Raw genomic sequence first — 24959 nt, 5'->3', positions numbered from 1 at the left:
TGCGTCGCTCAGTGCGTGGCTGCGGTCAACGCGATCTCGACCCGATATTCCGGCCGGGCCAGCCTGGCCTGCACGCAAGCCCGGGCCGGCGCGCAGCCTTCCGGCAACCAGGCGTCCCAGACCGCGTTCATCGCGTCGTAATCGGCCATGTCCGACAGATAGAGCGTTGCCATCAGTATCCGGGAGCGGTCGCTCCCCGCCTGCGCCAGCAAGCGCTCGACACTGGCCAGCAGGTTGCCGGTCTGGGCGGCAGCATCGCCATCGAGATTGGCCGGCACCTCGACCAGATAAACGGTGTCGCGATGAACGACGCTATCGGAAAAACGGCGCGTGGTGCCGTGGCGCTGGATGTCTGACATGACAACTCCTCAACAGGGATTCCGGAAACGAGAAGCCCATGCCGGATCAGGGCATGGGCTTCGTTTGCAGCTATCCCGGCACACCCGGCCGGGAGATTCGGCGTTACGCCGTTACGGAGTACGACTCGACAATGTCAAAACCAGCTTCCTTCGACAACGGCCATAGATTCTCCTGCAACGCAGCATGACTGCCACTGCATGCCGGACCCGCTGCTTGTCCGACACGGTTCCAGCTTAGCACGCAACGGAGAAAAAACCAGTCATACGCTTGTCCGCTTGTCGACATACATCGCGTGATCGGCCACCGACAGCAATTGCGACGCACGACTGCCATCGGCCGGAAAGACCGCCAGACCGATGCTGCCACCGATCGTCACCGTCACGCCGTCGGCCAGGCCGACCGGCACGCCCAGCACGCGCCGCAATTTCTCGACCAGAACCTGATACTGCTCGCGCTCGCAACCGCCCTCCAGCAACACCACGAACTCGTCGCCGCCCAGCCGCGCAACGGTATCGCTGGCCCGCACCTGGCCTTCCAGCCGGCGTGCCAGTTCGACCAGCAACTGGTCGCCAACCTGGTGGCCATAGGTGTCGTTGACCGCCTTGAAGCCATCGAGGTCGATCACCACCACGGCAAACCTGCCGTTGTTGCGCTGCGCCCGGCGGATTGCCTGATCGATGCGGTCGAACAACAGCACGCGGTTGGCCAGCCCGGTCAAACCGTCATGATGCGCCAGTTCGATCAGACGCGCCTCGCTCGCCTGCAGCTGGCGATTGGCCTCGGCCAGTTCGTGCGTACGGGCAGCAACCCGGCTTTCCAGCAGGCGCTCGGATTCTTCCAGCCAATGGACGCGCGCCCGCTCGCTGTCCAGCGCACGCGCCGTCGCCGTAGCCTTTTCCTTGAGCAGCAGCGAGATACGTTCGGCCAGCGCAAACGACAGCAACAGCATTTCCAGCGCCGAACCGAACTGGATGCCGTTGGCGGTGACGAAATTGGTCGGCAGCACCGCCATGTTGCGCAAGCCCATCAGCGCTACGCCGATCAGCAGCACCAGCCAGGCGATCAGGAAAAAGCGCGCCGCCGGATTGCCCTGGCGCAGGCTGGAAATGCCGCAGAACACCGCGAGCACCGCAAAGGCGAAGCCGATGCCCGAGGTCGCCAGCGCCGCCCACTGATACGGCAGCACCAGCGGGGCCAGCGCAACCAGCGCGAAAGCCGCCGAACTCAGGCTCAGCCAGCGATCGAGACGCGGATGGCGGCTCGCCGTGGCGAGGAAGAGCCGGGTGAACCAGGCGCCGAAAAGGCCGGTAGCGGCAAAGCCCGAACTCAGGGAAATCGATTGCCAGGCCGACCAGTCCGGCCAGACGAACTGGTAGCCGAAACCGCTGAGCGCCAGTTGCCCGACGGCCATCGCCGCGACGAAAGCGACATAGGCCAGATAGACCGGTTCGCGCAGCCGCGCCCAGATCAGCAGGTTGTACAGACCAAGACCGATCAGCATGCCGTAGTAAAGGGCATGCGCCGCATAGGAAGTCTGATCGGCAAGATGAAAAGCCTCGGGGGACCAGAGCCGCAGCGGCGCGGTCAGGGTGCCCTCGGAGGCGATGCGCAGGTATAGCGTCGTCGTCTCGCCGGCCGCCAGTTGCAGCGGAAAGACGAAGTGGCGATGAATCAGCGGCCGCGCCGCGAACGGCAGGCGGTCGCCGGTTTCGACGTGCACACGGCCGGCCGGGCCGAGTCGGTACAGATCGACCTGATCGAGCGTCGGGAATGCCACCTCGAGCAAGCGCTCGACCGGCAGGGTCGAGGGCGCCTGCAGCGTCACGCGCAGCCACCAGGCCGAATTGCTGTAGCCGAAATTCGGAGCCCCACTGCCGGCATAGGCCCGGAACCGGTCGGTCGCCATCACGTCGTCCAGGGAGGCGCTGCCGCTACGGTCTTCATAGACCTCGACCGCCTGCGACAAATCGACCAGCGCAGCCGTCGCGGTCAGATCAAGCGTCCCGGCAAGACTCCGCAGCGACAACAGCGACAGGAACAACGCAAACAGCAGGGCGCGCGACAAAAAGGCTTTCGGGAAAGGCACGACGGACCGACAACGGAGATAGGCAGCCGGCAGTTTACACATCCGCCGGCCGCTTTTCAGCAAGCTTTGTTTGGTCGAAACGTCGCGATCGGCGAAAATACCCCGACTTCACTCCCGCCGGCCCCATGGACAACCTGATCAAGGACACCGCAACGCTGGAGCTTTTCTGCTGGCTCGACCCTGGGGCCGAGCTGCCGGGCTGGGACATCCTGCGCGGCAGCCCCTTCGGCGCCACGCTGTCGGCCCCCGAAGGCGGCGCACCGGCGGCCGGCGACCAGCTGCTGCACGTGCAGAACTACTTTGCGGAATATCACCTGGAGTATTTCCGCCAGCGCCGCTACAACCATTTCCCGAGCCGTCTGCATGCGCTGCTGCAATTCGCCACGCGCACCGACGCCATGACCTACCGCTTCAAGCATCCCCAGCGCGTGTTCGGCAAGAACCTCTCCTGCTCGCGGACCAAGGGCGCCTACCTGTGCTCCTTCCACGATGCCAGCTGGCTCGATTACCTGCGCCTGCCGCACAGCCTGTCGCTCGCCGCGCTCGACGAAGTCGCCGAGCACTACTGGTCCGGGCGAACGGTCGAGGAAATCGGCCTGACCTTCATGAACGAACCCTGGCGCGAACCGCCGGTGATCGAGGCGCTCTATCAGGGCGCGCTGGAGCCGGTCTGGGGCCACGAGCAATCGGGCTGGTTGCCCGGCTTCCGCTGATCCTCGCCGGCCGGCCGCGGATGCCGGCATCCTTGATCTTGTCACGGGTTCACGGGACCATCGACGCCTGCTCATATTCCCACCCATCGCCATGCGTCGCCTCATCATCGCCGTTGCCGTCATCGCCATCGCCGGCCTCGCCCTTTTTGCCTTGTCGCGACCCAAGCCGATCGCCGTCGTCGTCCATGAGGTCGGCAGCGGCAAGGTCGAGGCAACACTGGCCAATACCCGCGCCGGCACCGTCGAAGCCTGCCAGCGCACCAAGTTGTCGACAATCGTCGGCGGGCGCATCGAATACCTCGGCGTCAAGGAAGGCGACCGGGTCAAGAAAGGCCAGTTGCTGCTCAAGCTGTGGAACGACGATCAACAGGCGCAGGCCAATCTGGCACAAACCCAGATCGCCCTGTCGGCGCGGCGCAGCGATGAAGCCTGCATTGCTGCGGTCAACGCCGAGAACGAAGCAAAAAGGCAGGCCGATCTGCGCGCCCGCGGCTTTGTTTCGCCCAGCAAGGAAGAAGCGGCCCGCACCGAAGCGGCGGTTCGTCGCGCGGCCTGCAACACCAGCCGGGCCGATGTCGCCCAGGCCGAAGCCAAGCTGAAAGCGACCCGCGTCGAACAGGGCCGCGTCGCACTCTACGCGCCGTTCGACGGCACGGTGGCAAAGATCGTCGGCGAACTGGGCGAGTATTCGACGCCGTCGCCGCCGGGTGTGCCGACGCCGCCGGCGATCGATCTGATCGACGATTCCTGCCTCTACGTCAAGGCGCCGATGGACGAGGTCGACGCGCCGAAGATCGCCGCCGGCCAGCCGGTGCGCATCACCCTCGACGCGTTGCCCGGCCAGTCGCTGCCCGGCAAGGTGCGGCGCGTCGCGCCCTACGTCTCGGCCGTGGAAAAACAGGCCCGCACTGTCGACATCGAGGTCGATTTCGAAAAACCGGAACAGGCCGGCAAGCTGCTGGTCGGCTACAGCGCCGACGTCGAGATCGTGCTGGCCGGCCGCGACAAGGTGCTGCGCATCCCGACCGCCGCGCTGCAGGAAGGCAGCAAGGTGCTGGTGCTGCAGGACGGCAAGCTGGCCTCGCGCACGGTCAAAACCGGCCTGTCGAACTGGGAGTACGCGGAGGTTCTGGAAGGCCTGCAGGCCGGCGAGAAGATCGTCACTTCGCTCGAACGGGCCGGCGTCAAGGAAGGCGCGCCGGCGGTCGCCGACAACGCGGCGAAGTAGATGGCGCTGATCGAACTGTCCGGCATCGAGCGCCGTTTCCAGCTCGGCGATACCACGGTCAACGCGCTGGCCGGCGTCAATCTGCGCATCGACAGCGGCGAGTACGTGGCGGTGATGGGACCGTCCGGCTCCGGCAAATCGACGCTGCTCAACCTGCTCGGCCTGCTCGACCGCCCCGACGCCGGCAGCTACCGGCTGGAAAACCGCGATGTGACGACGTTGACCGCAGACGAGCAGGCCAGGGTACGCAGCACCCGTATCGGCTTCGTCTTCCAGAGCTTTCATCTGGTACCGCGGCTGACCGCCGCCGAAAACATCGCGCTGCCGATGACGCTGGCCGGCATCGCCCCGGCCGAACGGGAACGTCGCGTCGCGCTCGCCTTGCAGAGCTTCGGTCTGGAACACCGCGCCGACCACAAGCCGGACCAGTTGTCGGGCGGTCAGCGCCAGCGCGTCGCCATTGCCCGGGCGACGATCATGCAGCCACCGCTGATCCTCGCCGACGAGCCGACCGGCAACCTCGACCGCCATACCGGCGAAGAAGTGGTCAATCTGCTCGAAGCGCTCAACGCCCAGGGCGTGACGCTGGTCGTCGTCACCCACGATCCGGGCATGGGCGAACGCGCCCGACGCCGGCTGGTGATGGAGGACGGCCGCTTGAAATTCGACAGCGCCAATGCGGCCGGCTGACATCCTCCGTTTTGCCCGCGACGCGGCCACCGGCTATCCGCTGCGCACGACGCTGTCGGTGCTGGCCATGGCCATCGGCGTCGCCGCCGTCGTGCTGCTCACCGCACTCGGCGACGGGGCGCGGCGCTACGTCGTCGGTCAGTTCTCGTCGCTCGGCACCAACCTGGTCATCGTCCTGCCCGGCCGCACCGGCACCGGCGGCTTCAACCCGGCCACCGCGATCACCAGCACGCCGCGCGACCTGACCATCGCCGACGCCCAGGCCCTGCTGCGCGCGCCGGCCGTGCGCCGGGTCGGCCCGCTCGCCGTCGGCACCTCGGAAATCAGCGCCGGCGGGCGCCTGCGCGAAGTCATGGTGGCCGGTGCCAACCGCGATTTCTTCGCCATCCGCAATTTCGAACTGGCGCAGGGCGAGGCGCTGCCCGACGACGACTGGCAGCGCGCCGCGCCGGTGGCGGTGATCGGCGCCAAGGTGCAGGAGGAATTGTTCGGCCGCGAGCCGGCGCTCGGCCGCCTGGTCCGCGTCGGCGACCGGCGGCTGCGGGTGATCGGCGTGCTGCGGCCGACCGGCCAGGGCCTCGGCATGAATACCGACGAACTGGTCGTCGTGCCAGTCGCGCTGGCACAGGCGATGTTCAACGCCAACACGCTGTTCCGCATCCTGGTCGAGGCACGCAGCCGCGAGGCGATTCCCGCCGCCAGCACGCAGGTTCTGGAACTGCTCAAGCAACGCCACCGCGGCGAGGAAGACGTCACGGTGATCACCCAGGACGCCGTGCTCGCCACCTTCGACAAGCTGCTCGGCGCGCTGACCCTGGCGGTGGCCGGCATCGCCGCGATCAGCCTGGCGGTGGCCGGCATCTTGGTGATGAACGTGATGCTCGTCGCCGTCACCCAGCGCACCGGCGAGATCGGCCTATTGAAGGCGCTCGGCGCACCGGCGCGCACCATCCGGCTGGCTTTCCTGGCCGAGGCGGCGATGCTGTCGGCAAGCGGCGCGCTGGTCGGCTACCTGCTCGGCGAAGCCGGCGCCTTCCTGCTGCGCCGGCTGTTTCCCGTCTTCCCGGCTTACCCGCCGGACTGGGCGGTGATCGCCGGCCTCGTCACCGCGTTGTCCACCGGTCTGCTCTTCGGTTTCCTGCCGGCCCGCCGCGCCGCCCGGCTCGACCCGGTGCAGGCGCTGATGAAGCACTGACATGCGCCTGCCCGACGCCATTTCGCTCGCCACCCGCGCGGTCACCGCGCAACGCCTGCGCAGCTTCCTGACGCTGCTCGGCATCGCCGTCGGCATCGCCTCGGTGATCCTGCTCACCTCGATCGGCGAAGGCATCCACCGCTATGTGCTCGGCGAATTCAGCCAGTTCGGCACCAATGTGATCACCGTGACGCCGGGCAAGACGAAGACCGGCGGCAGCGCTTCCGGGCTGCCGTCGAGCGCCCGCCCGCTGTCGCTGGACGATGCCCGGGCGCTCGCCCGGCTGCCGCAGATCGTCGCCGTCACGCCCAACGTGCGCGGCAACGCCGAGGTCGAAGGCAACGGACGTACCCGGCGGACGCTGATTTACGGCGTCAATGCCGATTCGCGCATCGTCTTCCGGTCGACCGTGCGCAGCGGGCAATTCCTGCCCGACGAAGATCCGGCCAGCGCGCGTGCCTTCGTCGTCCTCGGCAGCAAGCTGAAGGACGAACTGTTCGGTGCCGACAACCCGCTCGGCCAGCGCCTGCGCATCGGCGGCCTGCATTTCCGGGTGGTCGGCGTGATGGCGCCGAAGGGGCAATTCCTCGGCATCGATCTCGACGACACCGCCTTCATTCCCGCCGGCCGCGCCCAGGAACTGTTCAACCGCGAAGGCTGCGACGAGATCAACCTGGCCGCCATCGACGGCGTGCCGTCGGCAACGCTGGCCGAGCGCATCCGCCGCCTGCTGATCGAGCGCCACGGCCACGAGGATTTCACCATCGTCAGCCAGGAAGAAATGCTGAAGACGCTGTCCGGCATCCTCAACGTGCTGACGCTGGCCGTCGGTGCGCTGGGCGGCATCTCGCTGCTGGTCGGCGGCGTCGGCATCGTCACCATCATGACCATCGCGGTCAGCGAGCGGACGTCGGAAATCGGCCTGCTGGTCGCGCTCGGCGCATCGCGGCGCAGCATCCTCGGGCTGTTCCTCGGCGAGGCGGTGGCCCTGTCGGCGCTCGGCGGGCTGCTCGGACTGGCGCTCGGCATCGGGCTGGCGCAACTGATCCATCTGGCGCTGCCGGCACTGCCGGTCCATACGCCGCTCAGTTTCGTCCTGCTCGCCGAATCCTTGGCGGTCGCCATCGGTCTGCTGGCCGGCGTCCTGCCGGCGCGCAATGCCGCTCGCCTCGATCCGGTGGTGGCATTGCGTACCGAGTAACGTGCCTGCCACATCCATACGCTAACGTATGCTAGAGTCACTTTTTCGTTCAACGCAACCGGAGCTTTCCGCATGGCCTACTACATCGATCAACTGGAACCCGGCATGTCCGCCAGCACCTCGAAGACCGTCACCGAAACCGACATCGTGCTGTTCGCCGGCATTTCGACCGACGTGAACCCGGCTCACCTCGACGAGGAATACTGCAAGGGCACGATGTTCGGTACGCGTATCGCGCACGGCATGCTGTCCGCCGGCTTCATCTCGGCGACGCTGGCCAACAAGCTGCCCGGGCCCGGCACCATCTACCTGTCGCAGACGCTGAAGTTCAAGGCCCCGGTCAAGCCGGGCGACACCGTCACCGCCACCGTCACCGTGCGCGAAGTCAATGCCGCCAAGAACCGGGTCATTCTCGACACCGTGTGCACGGTCGCCGGCAAGACCGTGATCGAAGGCGAATGCCTGATGATGCCGCCGGTCCGCCCGGCCGCCTGAGCCGCCGCTCGATCCAAAAAAAACGCCGGCCGGGTTGCCCCGCCGGCGTTTTTTCATTGTATTGCGGTCGACCGCGACAATCGGTCAAAAACGCTCAGAACGCCTCGTCGGCGCGCAGGAAACGCCATTGCCCCATCGGCAGGTCGCCGAGGCGGATGCGGCCGATGCGCACACGCTTGAGGCCGGTCACCTTGAGGCCGACCAGCTCGCACATGCGGCGGATCTGGCGCTTCTTGCCTTCCTTCAGGATGAAGTGCAGCTGGTCCTCGTTCAACTGCTTGACCCAGGCCGGCTTCAGCGCCTTGCCGTCGAGTTCCAGGCCGTGACGCAGTAGTTCGAGGCCGCCCTTGATCATCTGTCCGGAAACGCGCACCAGGTATTCCTTTTCGGTGTCGCTGTCCTCGCCGATCAGGCGCTTGGCCACCCGGCCGTCGCTGGTCAGCACCAGCAGGCCGGTCGAATCGACGTCGAGCCGGCCGGCCGGCGCCAGGCCGCGCAGCATCCACGGCTTGAATTCGGGATCGCCCGGCTGGGGCAACTGCGCCTCCGCGGTGATCAAGGTCACCGCCGGCGTGCAACCCGGCTCCGGCTGGCCGGAAACATAACCGACCGGCTTGTGCAGCAGGATGGTCACCGCCTTGGCCTGATCCTTCTTCGCCTCGGTCGAGATTTCGATCTGCGCCGCCGGATCGATGCGCGAACCGAGTTCGCTGATCTGGACGCCGTCGACGAAGACCCAGCCGCGCTCGATCCACAGATCGGCTTCGCGCCGCGAACAAAGGCCGCGCTCGGACATCACCTTGGACAGGCGAACCCCCGACGGCTCGCTGCCTGCGGCAACGCTTGCCGCGGGGACCGCCGGACGCATCGCGGCTGGCCTGGCGGCCGGCGCTTTCGCCGATCTTGCGGTCGACGACGGTTTTTCCGGTTTTTTGACGTTGACCGCAGCACGCTCGAACGGCTTGCGCACCAGCGCGCCACCGCGCAGCGGACGCTTTTTCGGCTTGCCTTCGACGCCGGCTGGCGGCTTGCGCACCCCCAGCGTTCCGCTCGGCTTGGGCGCGGCTTCCGGCGCTTCGGCGGCGACCGGCGGAAGATCCGCTAACGGCGCCGGAGCGACGGCGTCCGGCGCTGCCGGCCTGTCCTGGCGATTGCCGGCACGGGCCGGCGCTGCGCTTTTTTCCTTTTTCGGCCGGTCGACCGCAGCTTCCTGCCCGGCCGGCTTGCGCCAGCGGGCCCAGGGATCGTCCGGTTGCTGCGGATCGCTCATTGCAGGTCGAGCAATTCCACGTCGAAAACCAGCGTCGCATTCGGCGGGATGACACCGCCGGCGCCGCGCGCACCGTAGCCGAGATGCGCCGGAATGGTCAGCTTGCGCGTGCCGCCGATCTTCATGCCCTGCACGCCTTCGTCCCAGCCCTTGATGACGTGACCGCGGCCCAGCGGAAACTGGAAGGGATCATTGCGGTCCTTGCTCGAATCGAATTTGCTGCCGTCGGTCAGCCAGCCGGTGTAATGCACGGTGACGAACTGGCCGGCCTGTGCCTCGGCACCGCTGCCCTCGACGGTGTCTTCGTAAACCAGCCCGGACGCGGTCTTGATCTCAGCCATGACTTTCTCCTTCTTGAAAGCGCCGCAGTCTACCACGGAACCGACACAAGGCTTTGACTTGCCGGGATTTTTCCGTATAATGCGCGGTTCTTCGTAGTACCCTTTGTTTGTTTTTCGGAGTCCAACCATGTATGCGGTCGTAAAAACCGGTGGCAAGCAGTATCGCGTGTCCGCTGGCCAAAAACTTAAAGTAGAACAGATACCGGCAGACGTTGGCGCAGAAGTTACCCTTGACCAGATCCTGATGGTAGGCGAAGGCGAGTCGGTAAAGATCGGCGCCCCCTTCCTCGCTGGCGCCACCGTCAAGTGCACCGTGGTTTCCCACGGCCGCCACGACAAGGTCAAGATCTTCAAGATGCGCCGTCGCAAGCACTACCAGAAGCGTCAGGGCCATCGTCAGAACTACACCGAACTGCGCATCGACACGATCGCTGCCTGAGTTCAGAGAAGGAGCTAACAAATGGCACACAAAAAGGCAGGCGGCAGTTCCCGTAACGGTCGCGACTCACAGGCCAAGCGTCTTGGCGTCAAGCGCTACGGCGGTCAATTCGTTCTCGCCGGCAACATCATCGTTCGCCAGCGCGGCACCGAATTCCATGCCGGCGAAAACGTCGGTATCGGCAAGGACCACACCCTGTTCGCATTGAAGGACGGCGTCGTCCAGTTCGCCGTCAAGGGCGAAAAGAAGCGCCGTACCGTCACCATCGTTCCGGCCGCCGAATAATTCGGCCCGGCGGAATCGCAAAGCCCTATCCGCCGGATAGGGCTTTTTAGTTTTCAGAGGCGGAAAATGAAATTCATCGACGAAGCCAAAATCTACGTCAAGGCTGGCGACGGCGGCAACGGCATCGCCACCTTCCGCCGCGAGAAGTACATCCCGATGGGCGGCCCGAACGGCGGCGACGGCGGTCGCGGCGGCAGCATCTACGTGATTGCCGACCAGAACATCAATACCCTGGTCGACTACCGCTACACGCGGAAATTTCTCGGCCAGCGCGGCGAGAACGGCGGCAGCGCCGACTGTTACGGCAAGGGCGGCGACGACATCGTGCTGCGCATGCCGGTCGGCACGGTGATCACCAACCTGCTCACCGGCGAAGTGATCGCCGACCTCGCCCATCATGACGACAAGGTGCTTATCGCGCGTGGCGGCAAGGGCGGTCTCGGCAACACGCACTTCAAGTCATCGACCAATCGCGCCCCGCGCCAATGCACCAAGGGCGATCCCGGCGAGGAATTTGAACTCGCCCTGGAACTGCGCGTACTGGCCGACGTCGGCCTGCTCGGCCTGCCCAATGCCGGCAAGAGCACGCTGATCCGCGCCATTTCGGCAGCCCGCCCGAAAGTCGCCGACTACCCGTTCACGACGCTGCATCCCAACCTCGGCGTGGTTCGCGTCGATACCGAGAAAAGCTTCGTCGTCGCCGACGTTCCGGGCCTGATCGAAGGTGCCGCCGACGGCGCCGGCCTCGGCATCCGCTTCCTGAAGCACCTGCAGCGCACCCGTCTGCTGCTGCATCTCGTCGACCTGGCGCCGCTCGACCCGGGCGCCGATCCGGTGCGCGATGCCAAGGCCATCGTCGGCGAACTCGCCAAACACGACCCGGAACTCGCCGCCAAGCCACGCTGGCTGGTGCTGAACAAGCTCGACCTGATTCCCGAGGAAGAGCGCGAGAAGGCGATCAAGGATTTCCTCAAGGCCTACAAGAAGGCCACCAAGTACGACGGACCGGTTTTCCCGATCACCGCCATCAGTGGCGACGGCACTCGCCCGCTGATCTTTGCCATCCAGGAGGCGCTGGAACAGATGGCACCACCGGAGATTGTCGAAGACGACGACCTGCCCGCAGAAGAAGCATGAGCCAGACACGTCTCGCCACCGCCCACCGCCTGGTCGTCAAGGTCGGCTCGGCACTGGTCACCAACAGCGGCAACGGCCTCGATCTGCCAGCCATCGACAGCTGGGCACGACAGATCGCCGAACTGCGCCGGCAGGGACGGGAGGTCATCCTCGTCTCCTCGGGCGCCGTCGCCTGCGGCGTTCAGCGGCTGGGCTGGGGACGCCGGCCGAAGACCGTACATGAAAAGCAAGCCGCCGCAGCCGTCGGCCAGGCCGGACTGATCCAGGTCTACGAGGCCGCCTTCGGCAAGCACGGCCTGCACACCGCGCAGATCCTGCTGACCCACGATGATCTGGCCGACCGGAAACGCTACCTGAATGCCCGCGCTACACTGAGCACCCTGCTCGAACTCGGCGTCGTTCCGATCATCAACGAGAACGACACCGTGATCACCGATGAAATCAAGTTCGGCGACAACGACACCCTGGGTGCACTGGTAGCCAACCTGATCGAAGCCGAAGCGCTGATCATCCTCACCGACCAGCCCGGCCTGTTCACGGCCGATCCGCGCAAGAATCCGGATGCCACGCTGATCCGCGAAGCCGCCGCCGGCACCCCGGAACTCGAAGAGATGGCTGGCGGCGCCGGCTCGCTGGTCGGCACCGGCGGCATGATCACCAAGGTCATCGCCGCCAAACGCGCCGCTCGCAGCGGCGCCCACACCGTCATTGCCAGCGGCCACGAACAGGACCCGATCCTGCGCCTGGCCGCCGGCGAAGCGCTCGGCACCCTGCTGGTTTCCCAAACCCCGCCGCTGGCGGCACGCAAGCAATGGCTGGCCGACCATCTGCAACTGGCCGGCAAGGTCCATCTCGACGCTGGCGCGGTCGACGCACTGAACAAGGGAAAAAGCCTGCTGCCGATCGGTGTGGCGACGGTTGACGGCGATTTCGAACGCGGTGCGGCCATTGCCTGCATCGCCCCTGACGGCACGGAGGTCGCCCGCGGCCTGAGCAACTACAGCAGCAGCGACGCCCGACGAATCGCCCGCAAGGCAACTGCCGACCTGGAAGGCATTCTGGGATACATCGAAGAACCGGAACTGATCCACCGCGACAATCTGATTCTCAGCCGCTGAATCTCTCCGGCCAGCAAAAAGCCCGGCATCGCCAAGCGATCCGGGCTTTTTTCTTGTCGCAGGCTTGCCGACAAAACAAAACGGCTGCCCGGAGGCAGCCGTTTCGGTACTTCTAGACCGGAATGACCGGATTAGAAGGAGTGACGCAGACCAGCGGCGACGACTTGCGACGAAGCACCAGCAACCGTCAGGTTGGGGGTGCCACCGTTGAAGCCAGCAGCACGGTTAGCACCATTTTCGTTTTCAACGAAGGTGTAGCCAGCGTAAGCGGTCGTGCGCTTGGACAGCGAGTAGGTGTAAGCCAGGGTGTAGGCAGCGGTGTTGTCTGCAGCCGTCGTGGCCTTGACTTGGTTGCCGGCGTACTGGGCGATGAAGGTGTGCTTGCCAACCGGAACGGCAACAGCAGCTTGCCAGGACTGGTTCAGCTTGTCAGCCGGATCGTTGACACCGGAGGTGACTTCAAGACCTTGCCAGGAACCGAAGACCTTGGCAACGCCGAAGTCGTAGGAAGCACGAATGCCGTATTCGGCAGCATCAACAAAGCTGGTGTTGGCGCCGAAAACCGGGAGAGTGCCCAGGGCGGTAACATCGATGTGCGAACCGTTGTACTTGGAGTACACGACGCCGGCGTCCAGGCCGCCGTTCTTGTAGCTGGCGGACAGCAGGGTGGCGTAGGCGTCCGGATTGCCTTGACCCGGGGCACCGGCGGCTTCCGTCACACGAGCGTGGTTGATCGCGAAGGTCACGCCGCCGAAGGACGGCGAGATGTAGGCGATGGCGTTGTTGGCACGGCCCAGGCCGCCACAATTGAGGGTCACGTTGACGCTAACCTTGTCCATGGCGTTCAGCGCGGAACCAGGCAGCGGGCCAGCGGCGCAGGAGAAGTCGTAGCCGGTGGTCTGCAGACGACCGATGACGGCGGTACCGAAACCACCCGTCAGGCCGACGAATTGCTGACGGGCATTGTCCAGAGCACCAGCGGTATCCATGGTCACGCTGTATTCCAGGGTGAACAGAGCCTTCAGGCCGTTACCCAGGTCTTCAACGCCCTTGAAACCCAGACGGGAACCGGACAGACCATTGGAGATGACGTTGAACTGGCTGTCACGGCCACCGTTGCCGTTATTGTTGGCGTTGCCGCCGTCGAAGCTGTAGGCGACGCCAGCGTCAACGATACCGTAGATGGTGACGTTGGTTTGGGCGAAAGCAGCGCTGGAAGCCAGGCCGGCGATGGCCAGAGCGATCAGTTTCTTTTGCATCAGAGAATCTCCTTAGTGGTTAGTTTTTAGTCACCCCTCGGTGAAGCGACTAAGCTTTACCTCTCGGATCGAGAAGTTGAAGGGCATTCTGGCAGAGGGGAATTCCCGCAGGCAACGACGGCGTGGCCTGACCACCTGCTTTTCTGGGCGCCTGTTGCGTCAATGCAACAAAGCACTCAGACAAACAGCCGGGACAGTTCCTCGCCAGGCTCGGCGGCACGCATGAAGGCCTCGCCAACCAGGAAGGCATGCACGGCGTTCTGACGCATCAGCGCCACATCGGCCGGGGCCAGGATGCCGCTTTCGGTCACCACGATGCGTTCGCCGGAAATCCTGGGCAACAGGGCCAGCGTGGTGGCGAGGGTGACATCGAAGGTTCGCAGGTTGCGGTTGTTGATGCCGAGCAAGGAGGTCTTCAATTGCAGTGCCGTCTCGAGCTCGTCCGCATCATGCACCTCGACCAGCACGGCCATGCCCAGCGCCTGCGCCTGCGCCTCCAGCGCCTGCATGTCGGCCAGCGACAGACAGGCGGCAATGAGCAGGATGCAGTCGGCGCCCATCGCCCGGGCTTCCACCACCTGATAGGGATCGACGATGAAATCCTTGCGCAGCACCGGCAAGCTGCAGGCCGCCCTTGCCGCCTGCAGGTATTCGGGGGCTCCCTGGAAATACTGGCGGTCGGTCAGCACCGACAGGCAGGCGGCGCCGTGGGCGGCATAGCTGCGGGCAATGTCGGCCGGGCGAAAATCCGGACGGATTACCCCTTTCGACGGGCTGGCTTTCTTGATTTCGGCGATCACGGCCGGTCGACCGCAGGCAATCCTGTCGCGGATGGCGCCGACGAAATCGCGCGGCAACGACTGTGCTGCCGCTTCGGCCTCGACCTCGGCCAGGGATTTCGCCGCACGGGCGGCAGCAATTTCCTCGCGCTTGGTAGCAACGATCTTGTTCAGGATGTCGGCCATTATTTCGCCAGCTCCCGGGTTTGCCGGACAAACGCTTCCAGCTTGGTGCGGGCAGCGCCCGAGGCGATCGCCTCGCGGGCCCTGGCGATCCCGTCGCCGATGCTGTCGGCAACGTTGGCCACATACAGCGACGCGCCGGCATTCAGGCAGACGATGTCATGCGCCGCGCCCGGCTGGTTATCGAGCACGGCCAGCAGCACTGACTTCGATTCGTCGGCGCTGCCGACGCGCAGATGACGCAGCGACATCATCGACAGACCGAAATCTTCCGGATGCACTTCGTATTCGCGGACTTCGCCGTCCTTCAGTTCGCCGACCAGCGTCGCCGCGCCGAGCGAGATTTCGTCGAGGTTGTCCTTGCCGTGCACGACCAGCACGCGCTCGGCACCGAGGCGCTGCATCACGCGCACCTGGATGCCGACCAGATCGGGATGGAAGACGCCCATCAAGGTGTTCGGCGCACCGGCCGGGTTGGTCAGCGGACCCAGAATGTTGAAAATGGTGCGCACGCCCATCTCGCGGCGTACCGGTGCAACATGCTTCATCGCACTGTGATGGTTCGGCGCGAACATGAAGCCGATGCCGCAGGCCTCGATACAGGCAGCGACCTGTTCCGGCGACAGCATGATGTTGGCCCCCAGCGCCTCCAGGACGTCGGCCGCGCCGGAACTGGACGACACGCTGCGACCGCCGTGCTTGGCGATCCTGGCACCGGCCGCGGCGGCCACGAACATCGACGCCGTGGAAATGTTGAAGGTATGCGCCGAATCGCCGCCAGTCCCGACGATATCGACGAAATGCCGGTCGTACGGCACCTTGACCGGCGTCGCCAGCTCGCGCATGACGCTGGCGGCGGCGGCGATCTCGCCGATGGTTTCCTTCTTGACGCGCAGGCCGGTGACGATGGCCGCGATCATCGTCGGCGAGACTTCGCCGCTCATGATCTGGCGCATCAGCGAAACCATTTCGTCGTGGAAGATCTCGCGATGCTCGATGACGCGCTGCAGGGCGGCTTGCGGGGTCATTTGCGGTGTTCCTCGAGGAAGTTGTTGAGCAGATCGTGGCCGCGCTCGGTCAGGATCGATTCGGGATGAAACTGGACGCCTTCGACGGCCAGCGTCTTGTGGCGCACGCCCATGATCTCGCCGTCCTCGGTCCACGCGGTGACCTCCAGACAATCCGGGCAGCTCGTACGTTCGATGGCCAGCGAGTGATAGCGCGTGCAGGTCAGCGGATTGGGCAGGCCGCGGAAAACGCCCTGATCCTTGTGGTGGACCGGAGAAACCTTGCCATGCATCAGTTGCTGCGCATGCACGATACGCCCGCCAAAGGCTTCGCCGATGGCCTGATGCCCCAGGCAGACGCCGAGCAGCGGAATCCGGCCGGCAAAGGTCTTGATCGCCGCCAGCGAAACGCCGGCTTGCGCCGGTGCGCAGGGGCCGGGCGAAATCACCAGATAGTCCGGTTTTTGCCGTTCGATCTCGTCGACCGTGATCTCGTCGTTGCGGAAGACGCGGACATCCTGGCCGAGTTCCCCGAAGTACTGCACAAGGTTGTAGGTGAAGCTGTCGTAGTTATCGATCATCAAAAGCATGGTCGTCTCCCGGATTCAGTCGAAACGCGTATCGAGGCCCTGTTCGGCCAGTTCGGCGGCGCGCAGCACGGCACGCGCCTTGTTCCGGGTTTCTTCCCATTCCGATTGCGGATCGGAGTCGGCAACGATGCCGGCGCCCGCCTGCACGTACAACTGGCCGTCCTTGACGACGGCGGTGCGGATGGCGATCGCCAGATCCATGTCGCCGTTGAAGCCGAGATAGCCGACAGAACCGGCGTAGACACCGCGCTTGACCGGCTCCAGTTCGTCGATGATTTCCATCGCCCGCACCTTCGGCGCGCCGGAGACGGTGCCGGCAGGAAATGTCGCGCGCAGCACGTCGACCGCATCAAGGCCTTCCTGCAGCCGGCCTTCGACGTTGGAGACAATGTGCATCACGTGCGAGTAGCGCTCGATGATCATCCGTTCGGTCAGCTTGACGCTGCCCACCCGGGCGACACGCCCGCAATCGTTGCGGCCGAGATCGAGCAGTTGCGTGTGTTCGGCCAGTTCCTTCTGGTCGGACAGCAGGTCGGCCGCCAGCGCGGCATCTTCTTCCGGCGTCGCGCCGCGCTTGCGGGTACCGGCAATCGGCCGCACCGTGACGCGATCCGCTTCGAGGCGAACCAGGATTTCCGGCGAAGCACCGACTACCTGATAGTCCTCGAAATCGAAATAGAACATGTAGGGCGAGGGATTCAGGCTGCGCAGCGTGCGGTAGAGCGCCATCGGGCTGGCCGCAAAGGGCTTGCTCATGCGCTGCGACAGCACCACCTGCATGATGTCGCCCTCGGTGATGTAGTCCTTGGCCTTGCGGACCGCCGCCTTGAACGCTTCCTCGCCGAAATTGGAAACGGCCGGTTGCGACACGACCGGCGTCTCCGACGGGATGACCACCGGCTGGCGCAACTTGCCGAGCAAGTCCTTGAGACGCGCCCGGGCCTTCTGATAGGCACCGGGAAAGCCCGGTTCGGCATAGACGATCAACGTCAATTTGCCGGACAGATTGTCGACGACGGCAATTTCCTCGGACAGCAGCAACTGGATGTCCGGCGCGCCAATCGGATCGTCGGCCGGCGGATTTTTCAGGCGCGATTCGACGTAACGCACCGTGTCGTAGCCGAAACAACCGACCAGCCCGCCGAGAAAACGCGGCAGGCCGTCGCTGTGCGGCGCCTTGAAGCGTTTGGCGTAGGCGTCGATGAAGGCCAGCGGATCGCTTTCTTCGCTGCGTTCGGCGATACGGTTGCCGGTCAGCACCAGCACCTGCCGACCCTGCACGACGAGGCGTGTCGAAGCGGCCAGTCCGATGATCGAGTAGCGGCCGAAACGTTCACCGCCCTGCACCGATTCAAGCAGGTAGGAATACGGCTGGTTGGCCAGTTTCAGGTAGATCGACAGCGGCGTGTCGAGATCGGCGAAGGTCTCGAGCGAGACGGGGATGCGGTTGTAGCCCTGGGCGGCAAGCGCGTTGAATTCGGATTCGGTCATGGAAGCCTCGAAATGACAGGATTTGGACAAACTGGAGGCGCCCCGCAGGGCGCAAGACGGGCAGGAGGTTACGGACGCCAGAGGCGCCAGCCGAGCCACAGATTCCAGTTGCGCAATACCGTCATTTGTTCAGGAGGTCTTGAGAGGGATGAACGCCCGGGAGGACGGTCTGCCGGCATGTTAGCCCAAGCCCGGAGCGACTGTCCACCTGCGGTACGTCAGACTTTTGCCAGCTCGCTGCGCAGGCTGGCGATGATCGAATCGTAGCGATGCGGATCGCCATCCTTGCCGGCACCATAGACCGCCGAACCAGCAACGAAGGTGTCGACGCCGGCAGCGGCGATTTCGGCGATGTTGGCCGGGTTGACCCCACCATCGATCTCCAGGCGGATACGTCGGCCGCTGCGCTGGGCATAGTCGTCCAGCCTGGCCCGTGCCTGACGCGCCTTGGCCAGCGTCGCCGGGATGAACTTCTGGCCGCCGAATCCGGGGTTGACGCTCATCAGCAGCACGACGTCGATCTTGTCGAGCACGTAATCGAGGTGGTGCAACGGGGTCGCCGGGTTGAACACCAGGCCAGCCTGGCAACCGCCATCACGGATCAGCGACAGGCTGCGGTCGATGTGTTCGGAGGCTTCCGGGTGAAAGGTGATGATATTGGCGCCGGCCTTGATGAAATCGGGGATGATGCGGTCGACCGGCTTGACCATCAGGTGGACGTCGATCGGCGCCGTCGTACACGGGCGGATCGCTTCGCAGACCAGTGGGCCGATGGTCAGATTGGGAACATAATGGTTGTCCATCACGTCGAAGTGAATCCAGTCGGCGCCCGCTGCAATGACGTTGGCCACTTCCTCGCCAAGCTTGGCGAAATTGGCGGACAGAATGCTCGGCGCGATGACGAAATCCCTGCTGGACATGATGTTTCCCTAACAAAAAAGCGAAAAGCCGATTATCCCATGACCGACCCCGACAAGTACCGTATCGAAATCATCCCGGTTCCCCGTTTCATCCCCGAGCAATCCGATCCCGACAACGACCGCTACGTGTTCGCCTACACGATCACCATCCGCAACCGCGGCAGCGTTGCCGCGCAACTGGTGTCGCGGCACTGGATCATCACCGACGGCAAGCATCGGGTGCAGGAAGTCCGCGGCCTCGGCGTGGTCGGCCAGCAACCGCTGCTGCGCCCCGGCGAAAGCTATGAGTACACCAGCGGCTCGGCGCTCGACACGCCGGTCGGCACGATGAAGGGCAGCTATCAGATGGTGGCCGAGGACGGCACGCATTTCGATGCCGAAATTCCGGAATTCGTGCTCGCCATCCCGCGCGTCCTGCACTGATGAGCCTGCGCCGCAGCTACACGCTGCTCGCGCCGGTCTACGATCTTGCGGTCGACCGGGCAACGCGGCAAATCCGGCGCAACAGTCTCGCGCAACTCCCCCGCCAGGCGGGACGCATCCTGCTCGCCGGCATCGGCACCGGACTGGACTTGCCGCACCTGCCACAGCGCCATCGCTACGTCGGCCTGGACCTGACCGGCGCAATGCTGCGCCGGGCCTTGCCGCGCACCCGCAACCTGGATTTCCAGGCCGTGCAGGGCGATGTGCACCGACTGCCCTTCGCCGACGCCAGCTTCGACGGCGTCGTCGCCCACCTGATCCTGGCTGTCGTACCGCAGCCGGCGCGCTGCCTGGCCGAGATCGGCCGCGTGCTGAAACCCGGCGGCGAAGCGCTGATCCTCGACAAGTTCCTGCAGCGCGGCCAGGCCGCACTGTTGCGCCGCCTGCTCAATCCGCTAGCGCGGCGTATCGCCACCCGGCTCGATGTGGTTTTCGAGGACCTGCTCGACGAGGTTACCGGACTGGAGCGCGTCGACGACCGCCCCGCCCTCGCCGGCGGCTGGTTCCGCCAGATCCGCTTGCGCCGTTACTGAATCGGCATCGCCCAGCGCATCGGCCACCCAGGCCTGCAGCAGCGTCCAGGTCACGGCCAGCACCACCGGGCCGACGAAGATGCCGATCAGGCCGAAACCGAGCATGCCGCCGATCACGCCGGCAAAGATCAGCAACAAGGGAAGATCGGCGCCGCGGCGAATCAGTATCGGCCGCAGGAAGTTGTCCAGCCCGGCGACCAGCAGGCTCCATACGCCGAGAAAAACCGCCCAGCCGGTGTCGCCCGACCAGAGCAGCCAGCCGGCGGCCGGCAGCAGGACCGGCAGAGGACCGACCTGGGCGATGCACAGCATCAACAACACGGCGGACAGCAGGCCGGCCAGCGGAATGCCGGCAACCGCCAGCCCCAGGCCGCCGAGCAAGGTCTGCACCAGCGCGGTGACACCGACGCCGAGCGCCACACCGCGAATCGCCTGACCGGCCAGGATCACCACATTCTCGCCGCGCCCGCCGGCCAGCCGGCGGCCGAAACGGCGCACCTGGCGCGCCGCGTCCTCGCCACCGGCATACATGATCGCCGCAAGGGTGACGACGAGCAGGCACTGCACCAGCATGCCACCGATACCGCCAACCTGAGCGAGCACCCACTTTCCGGTATCAGCGGCATAAGGCGTCAGTTTCGCGACGATACCGGCCGGTCCACCAGCAGCCAGTTGCGACCACAGACCGGACAGGCTGTCACCGACCAGCGGCAATGCCGCCACCCAGGCCGGTGGCGTCGGCAGGGCGCCATGCGCAAGCTGATCGGCGGTTGCGGTCAACAGGTCGGCATGATCGGAAATGGTATCGACGGCCAGCCACAGCGGCAGCACCATCAGGCACAGCATGCCGAGGGCCAGCAACGCGATGGCCGGCACGCGACGGCCGCCGAAACGTTTTTCCAGTGCGAGCAACAGCGGCCAGGTGGCGACGACGATCATCGCCGCCCAGACGCCGGCCGCCAGGAAGGGACGCAATACCCAAAGCGACAGCCCGGCCAGGCCGAGCACAACGACGATGGCCAGGGTGTTGCGGGTCAGGTCGCGGTGGATATCGCGCATGCCACGAAGCTCAGGAACGATAATCGGCGTTGATCTTGACGTAGTCGTACGAGAAATCGCAGGTGTAAACACTGGCAGCCGCATCACCGCGCCCGAGGTCGACCCGCACGCCGATCTCCGCCTGGGCCATTACCCGGGCGCCGTCTTCCTCGCGATAAGCGGCGGCCCGACCACCCCGCTCGGCGACCAGCACCTGGTCGTCGCCGCTGGACAGCCAGACGCGCACGCCGTCGACGTCGAGGTCGGCGATGCCGGCATAGCCGATGGCCGCCAGGATGCGACCAAGATTGGGATCGGAGGCGAAGAAGGCGGTCTTGACCAGCGGCGAATGGCCGATCGCGTAACCGACCTTGCGGCACTCCTCCCGATCGCGACCGCCCTGGACATCGATGCTGATGAACTTGGTCGCACCTTCGCCGTCGCGCACGATGGCCTGCGCCAGCTCGACCGAGACGCCGATGATTGCCGCCTTGACCTCGGCCCAGCCGGCGTCGCCAGCATCGGAGAAACTCGCGCCGGAGGCGCCGGAGGCGATCATCACGAAGGAATCGTTGGTCGACGTGTCGCCATCGACGGTAATGCAGTTGAACGACGCGTCGGCAGCTTCCCGGACCAGTTCGTCGAGCAACGGCTGGGCAATGCCGGCGTCGGTGGCGACGAAGCCGAGCATGGTCGCCATGTTCGGCTTGATCATGCCGGCGCCCTTGGAAATACCGGAAATCGTGATTTTTTTGCCGTCGACCGCAAGCGTGCGCGAAGCCGCCTTGGCCACGGTGTCGGTGGTCATGATCGCGTGCGCCGCGGCATGCCAGTTGTTCTCGCCGAGATTGGCCTGCGCCGCCGGCAAGCCGGCCTTGATGCGGTCAACCGGCAGCGGCTCGAGAATCACGCCGGTCGAGAACGGCAGCACCTGATCGGCGCCGATGCCGAGCAACGCGGCCACCGCATCGCAGGTCTCCTGGGCGGCCAGACGTCCGGGCTCACCGGTGCCGGCGTTGGCGATGCCGGTATTGATGACCAGCGCGCGAATGCCCTTGCCGGCGGCCAGATGCTGGCGGCACAACTGGACCGGCGCGGCGCAGAAGCGGTTCTGCGTGAATACGCCGGCCACCGTGCTGCCGGCGTCGAGCGCCAGCAGGGTCAGATCGCGCCGGTTTTTCTTGCGGATTTCCGCTTCGGCAACGCCGAGACGGACACCGGCAACCGGCAGCAATTGATCGGGAGAAGGCGTGGCGTAGTTGACGGGCATGTCGGGGGCTCCAATAGCATCAAGGCACCGCCGGGGTGCCTTGTTCGGGGATCAGGAAAGCTTGCCGTGGCAGTGCTTGTATTTCTTGCCGCTGCCGCAGGGACAGGGATCGTTGCGACCGACTTTCGGCCCGTTCTGGACCGGTTGCTGGGTCGCATCGCCGTCGTCCGGCTCGTCGCCCAGCGCTTCGTCGTAATCGGCGTGCTGGTATTTGACGTTCTGCATGTCGGCATGCGGCGCAGTTTCCTCGACATCTTCCGGCGAACGGATCTGCACGGTGAAGACGACGCGCGTGACTTCCTTGCGCACCAGATTGAGCAGGTTTTCGAACAGTTCGAAAGCTTCGCGCTTGTATTCCTGCTTGGGGTTCTTCTGCGCGTAACCGCGCAGATGAATGCCCTGGCGCAGGTGGTCGAGCGCCGCCAGGTGCTCGCGCCAGTGGCTGTCGAGGCTCTGCAGCATGACGTTGCGCTCGAACTGCCGGAAGGTGACCTCGCCGACCAGTTCGACCTTGGCCAAGTAGGCAGCGTCGGCCTGGGCCAGGATGCGAGCCAGGATATCCTCGTCCGACAGGGTCGGTTCATCCTTGAACCATTGTGCGACCGGCGCGTCGATCAGCAACTCGGCGGCCAGTTCGCGCTGCAGGCCTTCCATGTCCCACTGCTCGTCGACAGACTCTTCGGGCACGTGCTGACGGAAGATCTCGGCGATCACGCTTTGCCGCATTGCAGCGATGGTCTCGGCAATGTCCTCGCTTTCCAGCAGTTCGTTGCGCTGCTGATAGATGACCTTGCGCTGATCGTTGGCGACGTCGTCGTATTCGAGCAGTTGCTTGCGGATGTCGAAGTTGCGGGCTTCGACCTTGCGCTGCGCCGATTCCAGCGAACGGGTGACGAGCGGATGCTCGATGGCCTCGCCTTCCGGCATCTTCAGCTTGTCCATGATGGTCCGCAACCGCTCACCGGCAAAAATGCGCAGCAACGGGTCGTCCAGGCACAGGTAGAAACGCGACGAACCGGCATCGCCCTGACGGCCGGCACGACCGCGCAACTGGTTGTCGATGCGGCGCGATTCGTGGCGTTCGGAGCCGATGATGTGCAGACCGCCGGCGGCGAGCACCGCCTCGTGCACCGTCTGCCATTCGGCCTTCATCTCGGCCAGCCTGGCCTCGCGCGCCTCCGGGCTGAGCGATTCGTCGGTACGGACGGCATCGAGCAGCTTTTCGACGTTGCCGCCGAGCACGATATCGGTACCCCGACCGGCCATGTTGGTGGCGATGGTGATCATCCCCGGTCGACCGGCCTGAGCGACGATTTCCGCTTCCCGGGCGTGCTGCTTGGCATTGAGCACCTGGTGCGACAACTTCGCCTGGTCGAGCAGATGCGACAGCAACTCCGAACTTTCGATCGAAGTCGTGCCGACCAGCACCGGTTGGCCGCGCTCGTGGCAGGCCCGGATGTCGGCAATGATCGCCGCGTTCTTCTCGTCGGCAGTTTTGTAGACCAGATCGTTCATGTCCTTGCGCGACATCGGACGGTTGGTCGGGATGACGACGGTTTCCAGGCCGTAGATCTGCTGGAATTCGTAGGCTTCGGTGTCGGCCGTGCCGGTCATGCCGGCCAGCTTGCCGTACATGCGGAAATAATTCTGGAAGGTGATCGAGGCCAGCGTCTGGTTCTCGGCCTGAATGGCCACGCCTTCCTTGGCCTCGACAGCCTGGTGCAGTCCGTCCGACCAGCGGCGGCCGGTCATCAGGCGGCCGGTGAACTCGTCGACGATGACCACTTCGCCATTCTGCACGACATAGTGCTGGTCCTTGTGGAACAAGGTCAGCGCACGCAGGGCGGCATTCAGGTGGTGCATCAGCAGGATGTTGGCCGCATCGTACAGGCTGCTGCCTTCGGCCAGCAGACCCGCCGCCGCAAGCAACTGTTCGGCATGCTCATAGCCGGCCTCCGACAGATGCACCTGATGGGCCTTTTCGTCGACCCAGTAATCGCCCGCGCCGTTTTCTTCCTGGGCACGGCTCAACTGCGGCACGACCGCTTTCATCCGCTGATAAAGATCGGTATGGTCGTCGGCCTGGCCGGAAATGATCAGCGGCGTCCGGGCTTCGTCGATCAGGATCGAATCGACTTCGTCGACGATGGCATAGTTCAGGCTGCGCTGGACGCGCTGCTGCGCGGCATAGACCATATTGTCGCGCAGATAGTCGAAACCGAATTCGTTGTTGGTGCCGTAGGTGATGTCTGCGGCGTAAGCAGCCTGTTTGGCCTCGTGATCCATCTGCGACAGGTTGATGCCGACGGTCAACCCGAGGAAACGGTGCAATCTGCCCATCCACTCGGCATCGCGACTGGCCAGGTAATCGTTCACGGTGATCACGTGCACGCCCTTGCCGGAAATCGCATTGAGGTAGGACGGTAGCGTTGCCACCAGCGTCTTGCCTTCGCCGGTACGCATTTCGGCGATTTTGCCGTAGTGCAGCACCATGCCGCCGATCATCTGCACGTCGAAGTGACGCATGCCGAGAACGCGCTTGCTGGCTTCGCGAACCACCGCAAAGGCTTCGGGCAACAGGTCGTCCAGCGATTCGCCGGCCGCGTGGCGCTGCCGGAACTCCGGCGTCTTGGCCTGCAACTGTTCGTCGCTCAGCGCCGAAATCTGCGGCTCCAGCGCATTGATGCGCTTGACGGTCTGGGAATACTGCTTGATCAGCCGGTCGTTACGGCTGCCGAAAACTTTTTTGAGTAGGCCGGAAATCATCGCGATGTGAATGAGCTGCGCAGGCAATGCAAAAGGAAAGGGATTCTAGCATGCGCCGACGCCCCCACCCGGCAGCCCGAAA

General features: G+C 64.9%; 24 protein-coding genes and 1 pseudogene. 12 read left to right on the top strand and 13 right to left on the bottom strand.

The features are described 5' to 3' along the window. Nucleotides 1-8: 8 nt before the first annotated feature. Both L0962_RS14110 and L0962_RS14105 read right to left on the bottom strand, forming a co-directional pair. A complete protein-coding gene (locus tag L0962_RS14110; protein ID WP_234087092.1) occupies nucleotides 9-359 on the bottom strand; it encodes a RidA family protein in 351 nt (116 codons plus the stop codon). A gap of 260 nt (nucleotides 360-619) precedes the next feature. Further along, nucleotides 620-2425 (bottom strand): diguanylate cyclase, encoded by a 1806-nt coding sequence (locus L0962_RS14105; RefSeq protein WP_234087091.1) that lies wholly within the window; start codon nucleotides 2423-2425, stop codon nucleotides 620-622. A gap of 146 nt (nucleotides 2426-2571) precedes the next feature. Here L0962_RS14105 and L0962_RS14100 point away from each other — a divergent pair, with 146 nt between their 5' ends. From L0962_RS14100 to L0962_RS14075, 6 genes are all read left to right on the top strand, one after another. Then, nucleotides 2572-3159, top strand: coding sequence for a hypothetical protein (locus tag L0962_RS14100; RefSeq protein WP_234087090.1), 588 nt, complete (start codon nucleotides 2572-2574; stop codon nucleotides 3157-3159). Between the two features lie 91 nt (nucleotides 3160-3250). Then, nucleotides 3251-4387: an efflux RND transporter periplasmic adaptor subunit gene (locus tag L0962_RS14095; protein WP_234087089.1), complete on the top strand. Its 1137-nt coding sequence runs from the start codon at nucleotides 3251-3253 to the stop codon at nucleotides 4385-4387. Then, entirely contained in the window at nucleotides 4388-5077 is a 690-nt protein-coding gene (locus L0962_RS14090; RefSeq protein ID WP_234087088.1) for an ABC transporter ATP-binding protein, read from the top strand. Beyond that, nucleotides 5064-6272 carry an ABC transporter permease gene (locus tag L0962_RS14085; RefSeq protein ID WP_234087087.1) on the top strand — a complete coding sequence of 403 codons (1209 nt, stop codon included), beginning with the start codon at nucleotides 5064-5066 and terminating at the stop codon, nucleotides 6270-6272. The genes L0962_RS14090 and L0962_RS14085 overlap by 14 nt, the downstream gene beginning before the upstream one ends. 1 nt (nucleotide 6273) lies before the next feature. After that, the gene (locus L0962_RS14080; protein ID WP_234087086.1) at nucleotides 6274-7473 is read left to right on the top strand and encodes an ABC transporter permease; all 1200 of its coding nucleotides are present in this window, start codon (nucleotides 6274-6276) and stop codon (nucleotides 7471-7473) included. A gap of 72 nt (nucleotides 7474-7545) precedes the next feature. After that, complete coding sequence (locus L0962_RS14075) at nucleotides 7546-7968, top strand: MaoC family dehydratase (protein ID WP_234087085.1); 423 nt, start codon at nucleotides 7546-7548, stop codon at nucleotides 7966-7968. 94 nt (nucleotides 7969-8062) lie between these two features. Here L0962_RS14075 and L0962_RS14070 read toward each other — a convergent pair whose 3' ends face one another. Both L0962_RS14070 and L0962_RS14065 read right to left on the bottom strand, forming a co-directional pair. After that, entirely contained in the window at nucleotides 8063-9238 is a 1176-nt protein-coding gene (locus L0962_RS14070) for a pseudouridine synthase (RefSeq protein ID WP_234087084.1), read from the bottom strand. Further along, on the bottom strand, nucleotides 9235-9579 hold the full coding sequence (locus tag L0962_RS14065) for an FKBP-type peptidyl-prolyl cis-trans isomerase (RefSeq protein WP_234087083.1): 345 nt from the start codon (nucleotides 9577-9579) through the stop codon (nucleotides 9235-9237). The genes L0962_RS14070 and L0962_RS14065 overlap by 4 nt, the downstream gene beginning before the upstream one ends. Before the next feature lie 127 nt (nucleotides 9580-9706). Between L0962_RS14065 and rplU the strand changes: the two genes are divergently transcribed. The 4 genes from rplU to proB all read left to right on the top strand — a co-directional run bounded on the left by rplU (nucleotide 9707) and on the right by proB (nucleotide 12558). Then, nucleotides 9707-10018, top strand: coding sequence for a 50S ribosomal protein L21 (rplU, locus tag L0962_RS14060; RefSeq protein WP_234087082.1), 312 nt, complete (start codon nucleotides 9707-9709; stop codon nucleotides 10016-10018). A gap of 21 nt (nucleotides 10019-10039) precedes the next feature. Then, nucleotides 10040-10303 carry a 50S ribosomal protein L27 gene (rpmA, locus tag L0962_RS14055; protein WP_234087081.1) on the top strand — a complete coding sequence of 88 codons (264 nt, stop codon included), beginning with the start codon at nucleotides 10040-10042 and terminating at the stop codon, nucleotides 10301-10303. A gap of 66 nt (nucleotides 10304-10369) precedes the next feature. After that, a complete protein-coding gene (gene cgtA, locus L0962_RS14050) occupies nucleotides 10370-11440 on the top strand; it encodes an Obg family GTPase CgtA (RefSeq protein ID WP_234087080.1) in 1071 nt (356 codons plus the stop codon). Then, a complete protein-coding gene (proB, locus tag L0962_RS14045) occupies nucleotides 11437-12558 on the top strand; it encodes a glutamate 5-kinase (RefSeq protein ID WP_234087079.1) in 1122 nt (373 codons plus the stop codon). Before cgtA ends, proB begins: the two co-directional genes overlap by 4 nt. Before the next feature lie 131 nt (nucleotides 12559-12689). Here the strand turns inward: proB and L0962_RS14040 are convergent, their stop codons facing one another. The 6 genes from L0962_RS14040 to rpe form a co-directional block, all read right to left on the bottom strand. Next, nucleotides 12690-13817, bottom strand: coding sequence for a porin (locus tag L0962_RS14040; RefSeq protein ID WP_234087078.1), 1128 nt, complete (start codon nucleotides 13815-13817; stop codon nucleotides 12690-12692). Between the two features lie 176 nt (nucleotides 13818-13993). Beyond that, a complete protein-coding gene (gene trpC, locus L0962_RS14035; RefSeq protein ID WP_234087077.1) occupies nucleotides 13994-14782 on the bottom strand; it encodes an indole-3-glycerol phosphate synthase TrpC in 789 nt (262 codons plus the stop codon). Beyond that, complete coding sequence (gene trpD / locus L0962_RS14030; RefSeq protein WP_234087076.1) at nucleotides 14782-15807, bottom strand: anthranilate phosphoribosyltransferase; 1026 nt, start codon at nucleotides 15805-15807, stop codon at nucleotides 14782-14784. The genes trpC and trpD overlap by 1 nt, the downstream gene beginning before the upstream one ends. Further along, a complete protein-coding gene (locus L0962_RS14025; RefSeq protein WP_234087075.1) occupies nucleotides 15804-16376 on the bottom strand; it encodes an aminodeoxychorismate/anthranilate synthase component II in 573 nt (190 codons plus the stop codon). The genes trpD and L0962_RS14025 overlap by 4 nt, the downstream gene beginning before the upstream one ends. A gap of 15 nt (nucleotides 16377-16391) precedes the next feature. Then, nucleotides 16392-17867 (bottom strand): anthranilate synthase component I, encoded by a 1476-nt coding sequence (trpE, locus tag L0962_RS14020; RefSeq protein WP_234087074.1) that lies wholly within the window; start codon nucleotides 17865-17867, stop codon nucleotides 16392-16394. A gap of 218 nt (nucleotides 17868-18085) precedes the next feature. Next, nucleotides 18086-18787 (bottom strand): ribulose-phosphate 3-epimerase, encoded by a 702-nt coding sequence (gene rpe / locus L0962_RS14015; RefSeq protein ID WP_234087073.1) that lies wholly within the window; start codon nucleotides 18785-18787, stop codon nucleotides 18086-18088. A 39-nt stretch (nucleotides 18788-18826) separates the two neighbouring features. Between rpe and apaG the strand changes: the two genes are divergently transcribed. Then, entirely contained in the window at nucleotides 18827-19210 is a 384-nt protein-coding gene (apaG, locus tag L0962_RS14010; protein WP_234087072.1) for a Co2+/Mg2+ efflux protein ApaG, read from the top strand. Continuing rightward, nucleotides 19210-19803: a class I SAM-dependent methyltransferase gene (locus L0962_RS14005; protein WP_234087071.1), complete on the top strand. Its 594-nt coding sequence runs from the start codon at nucleotides 19210-19212 to the stop codon at nucleotides 19801-19803. The genes apaG and L0962_RS14005 overlap by 1 nt, the downstream gene beginning before the upstream one ends. 12 nt (nucleotides 19804-19815) lie before the next feature. Here L0962_RS14005 and ydiK read toward each other — a convergent pair. The 3 genes and pseudogenes from ydiK to secA form a co-directional block, all read right to left on the bottom strand. Then, nucleotides 19816-20862, bottom strand: a pseudogene (gene ydiK / locus L0962_RS14000) (AI-2E family transporter YdiK); the annotation flags it as partial. A gap of 10 nt (nucleotides 20863-20872) precedes the next feature. Next, nucleotides 20873-22111 (bottom strand): bifunctional glutamate N-acetyltransferase/amino-acid acetyltransferase ArgJ, encoded by a 1239-nt coding sequence (argJ, locus tag L0962_RS13995; RefSeq protein WP_234087070.1) that lies wholly within the window; start codon nucleotides 22109-22111, stop codon nucleotides 20873-20875. Nucleotides 22112-22162: 51 nt separating this feature from the next. Further along, nucleotides 22163-24877 (bottom strand): preprotein translocase subunit SecA, encoded by a 2715-nt coding sequence (secA, locus tag L0962_RS13990; protein WP_234087069.1) that lies wholly within the window; start codon nucleotides 24875-24877, stop codon nucleotides 22163-22165. Nucleotides 24878-24959 lie beyond the last annotated feature (82 nt).

It is taken from the genome of Azonexus sp. R2A61 (assembly GCF_021401135.1).
GTDB lineage: Bacteria > Pseudomonadota > Gammaproteobacteria > Burkholderiales > Rhodocyclaceae > Azonexus.
The sequence above is the reverse complement of the archived record's forward strand: the minus strand, read 5'-3'. Positions and strand labels throughout refer to the sequence as shown.

What these genes read in the sequence shown, in the direction of transcription:
- argJ (WP_234087070.1), bottom strand. Translation starts at nt 22,111, where the DNA reads ATGCCCGTCAACTACGCCACGCCTTCTCCCGATCAATTGCTGCCGGTT.
- L0962_RS14085 (WP_234087087.1), top strand. Translation starts at nt 5,064, where the DNA reads ATGCGGCCGGCTGACATCCTCCGTTTTGCCCGCGACGCGGCCACCGGC.
- rpe (WP_234087073.1), bottom strand. Translation starts at nt 18,787, where the DNA reads ATGTCCAGCAGGGATTTCGTCATCGCGCCGAGCATTCTGTCCGCCAAT.
- rplU (WP_234087082.1), top strand. Translation starts at nt 9,707, where the DNA reads ATGTATGCGGTCGTAAAAACCGGTGGCAAGCAGTATCGCGTGTCCGCT.
- L0962_RS14080 (WP_234087086.1), top strand. Translation starts at nt 6,274, where the DNA reads ATGCGCCTGCCCGACGCCATTTCGCTCGCCACCCGCGCGGTCACCGCG.
- L0962_RS14090 (WP_234087088.1), top strand. Translation starts at nt 4,388, where the DNA reads ATGGCGCTGATCGAACTGTCCGGCATCGAGCGCCGTTTCCAGCTCGGC.
- L0962_RS14025 (WP_234087075.1), bottom strand. Translation starts at nt 16,376, where the DNA reads ATGCTTTTGATGATCGATAACTACGACAGCTTCACCTACAACCTTGTG.
- L0962_RS14100 (WP_234087090.1), top strand. Translation starts at nt 2,572, where the DNA reads ATGGACAACCTGATCAAGGACACCGCAACGCTGGAGCTTTTCTGCTGG.
- trpC (WP_234087077.1), bottom strand. Translation starts at nt 14,782, where the DNA reads ATGGCCGACATCCTGAACAAGATCGTTGCTACCAAGCGCGAGGAAATT.
- L0962_RS14095 (WP_234087089.1), top strand. Translation starts at nt 3,251, where the DNA reads ATGCGTCGCCTCATCATCGCCGTTGCCGTCATCGCCATCGCCGGCCTC.
- L0962_RS14070 (WP_234087084.1), bottom strand. Translation starts at nt 9,238, where the DNA reads ATGAGCGATCCGCAGCAACCGGACGATCCCTGGGCCCGCTGGCGCAAG.
- L0962_RS14005 (WP_234087071.1), top strand. Translation starts at nt 19,210, where the DNA reads ATGAGCCTGCGCCGCAGCTACACGCTGCTCGCGCCGGTCTACGATCTT.
- L0962_RS14040 (WP_234087078.1), bottom strand. Translation starts at nt 13,817, where the DNA reads ATGCAAAAGAAACTGATCGCTCTGGCCATCGCCGGCCTGGCTTCCAGC.
- secA (WP_234087069.1), bottom strand. Translation starts at nt 24,877, where the DNA reads ATGATTTCCGGCCTACTCAAAAAAGTTTTCGGCAGCCGTAACGACCGG.
- apaG (WP_234087072.1), top strand. Translation starts at nt 18,827, where the DNA reads ATGACCGACCCCGACAAGTACCGTATCGAAATCATCCCGGTTCCCCGT.
- proB (WP_234087079.1), top strand. Translation starts at nt 11,437, where the DNA reads ATGAGCCAGACACGTCTCGCCACCGCCCACCGCCTGGTCGTCAAGGTC.
- rpmA (WP_234087081.1), top strand. Translation starts at nt 10,040, where the DNA reads ATGGCACACAAAAAGGCAGGCGGCAGTTCCCGTAACGGTCGCGACTCA.
- L0962_RS14065 (WP_234087083.1), bottom strand. Translation starts at nt 9,579, where the DNA reads ATGGCTGAGATCAAGACCGCGTCCGGGCTGGTTTACGAAGACACCGTC.
- cgtA (WP_234087080.1), top strand. Translation starts at nt 10,370, where the DNA reads ATGAAATTCATCGACGAAGCCAAAATCTACGTCAAGGCTGGCGACGGC.
- L0962_RS14075 (WP_234087085.1), top strand. Translation starts at nt 7,546, where the DNA reads ATGGCCTACTACATCGATCAACTGGAACCCGGCATGTCCGCCAGCACC.
- L0962_RS14110 (WP_234087092.1), bottom strand. Translation starts at nt 359, where the DNA reads ATGTCAGACATCCAGCGCCACGGCACCACGCGCCGTTTTTCCGATAGC.
- trpD (WP_234087076.1), bottom strand. Translation starts at nt 15,807, where the DNA reads ATGACCCCGCAAGCCGCCCTGCAGCGCGTCATCGAGCATCGCGAGATC.
- trpE (WP_234087074.1), bottom strand. Translation starts at nt 17,867, where the DNA reads ATGACCGAATCCGAATTCAACGCGCTTGCCGCCCAGGGCTACAACCGC.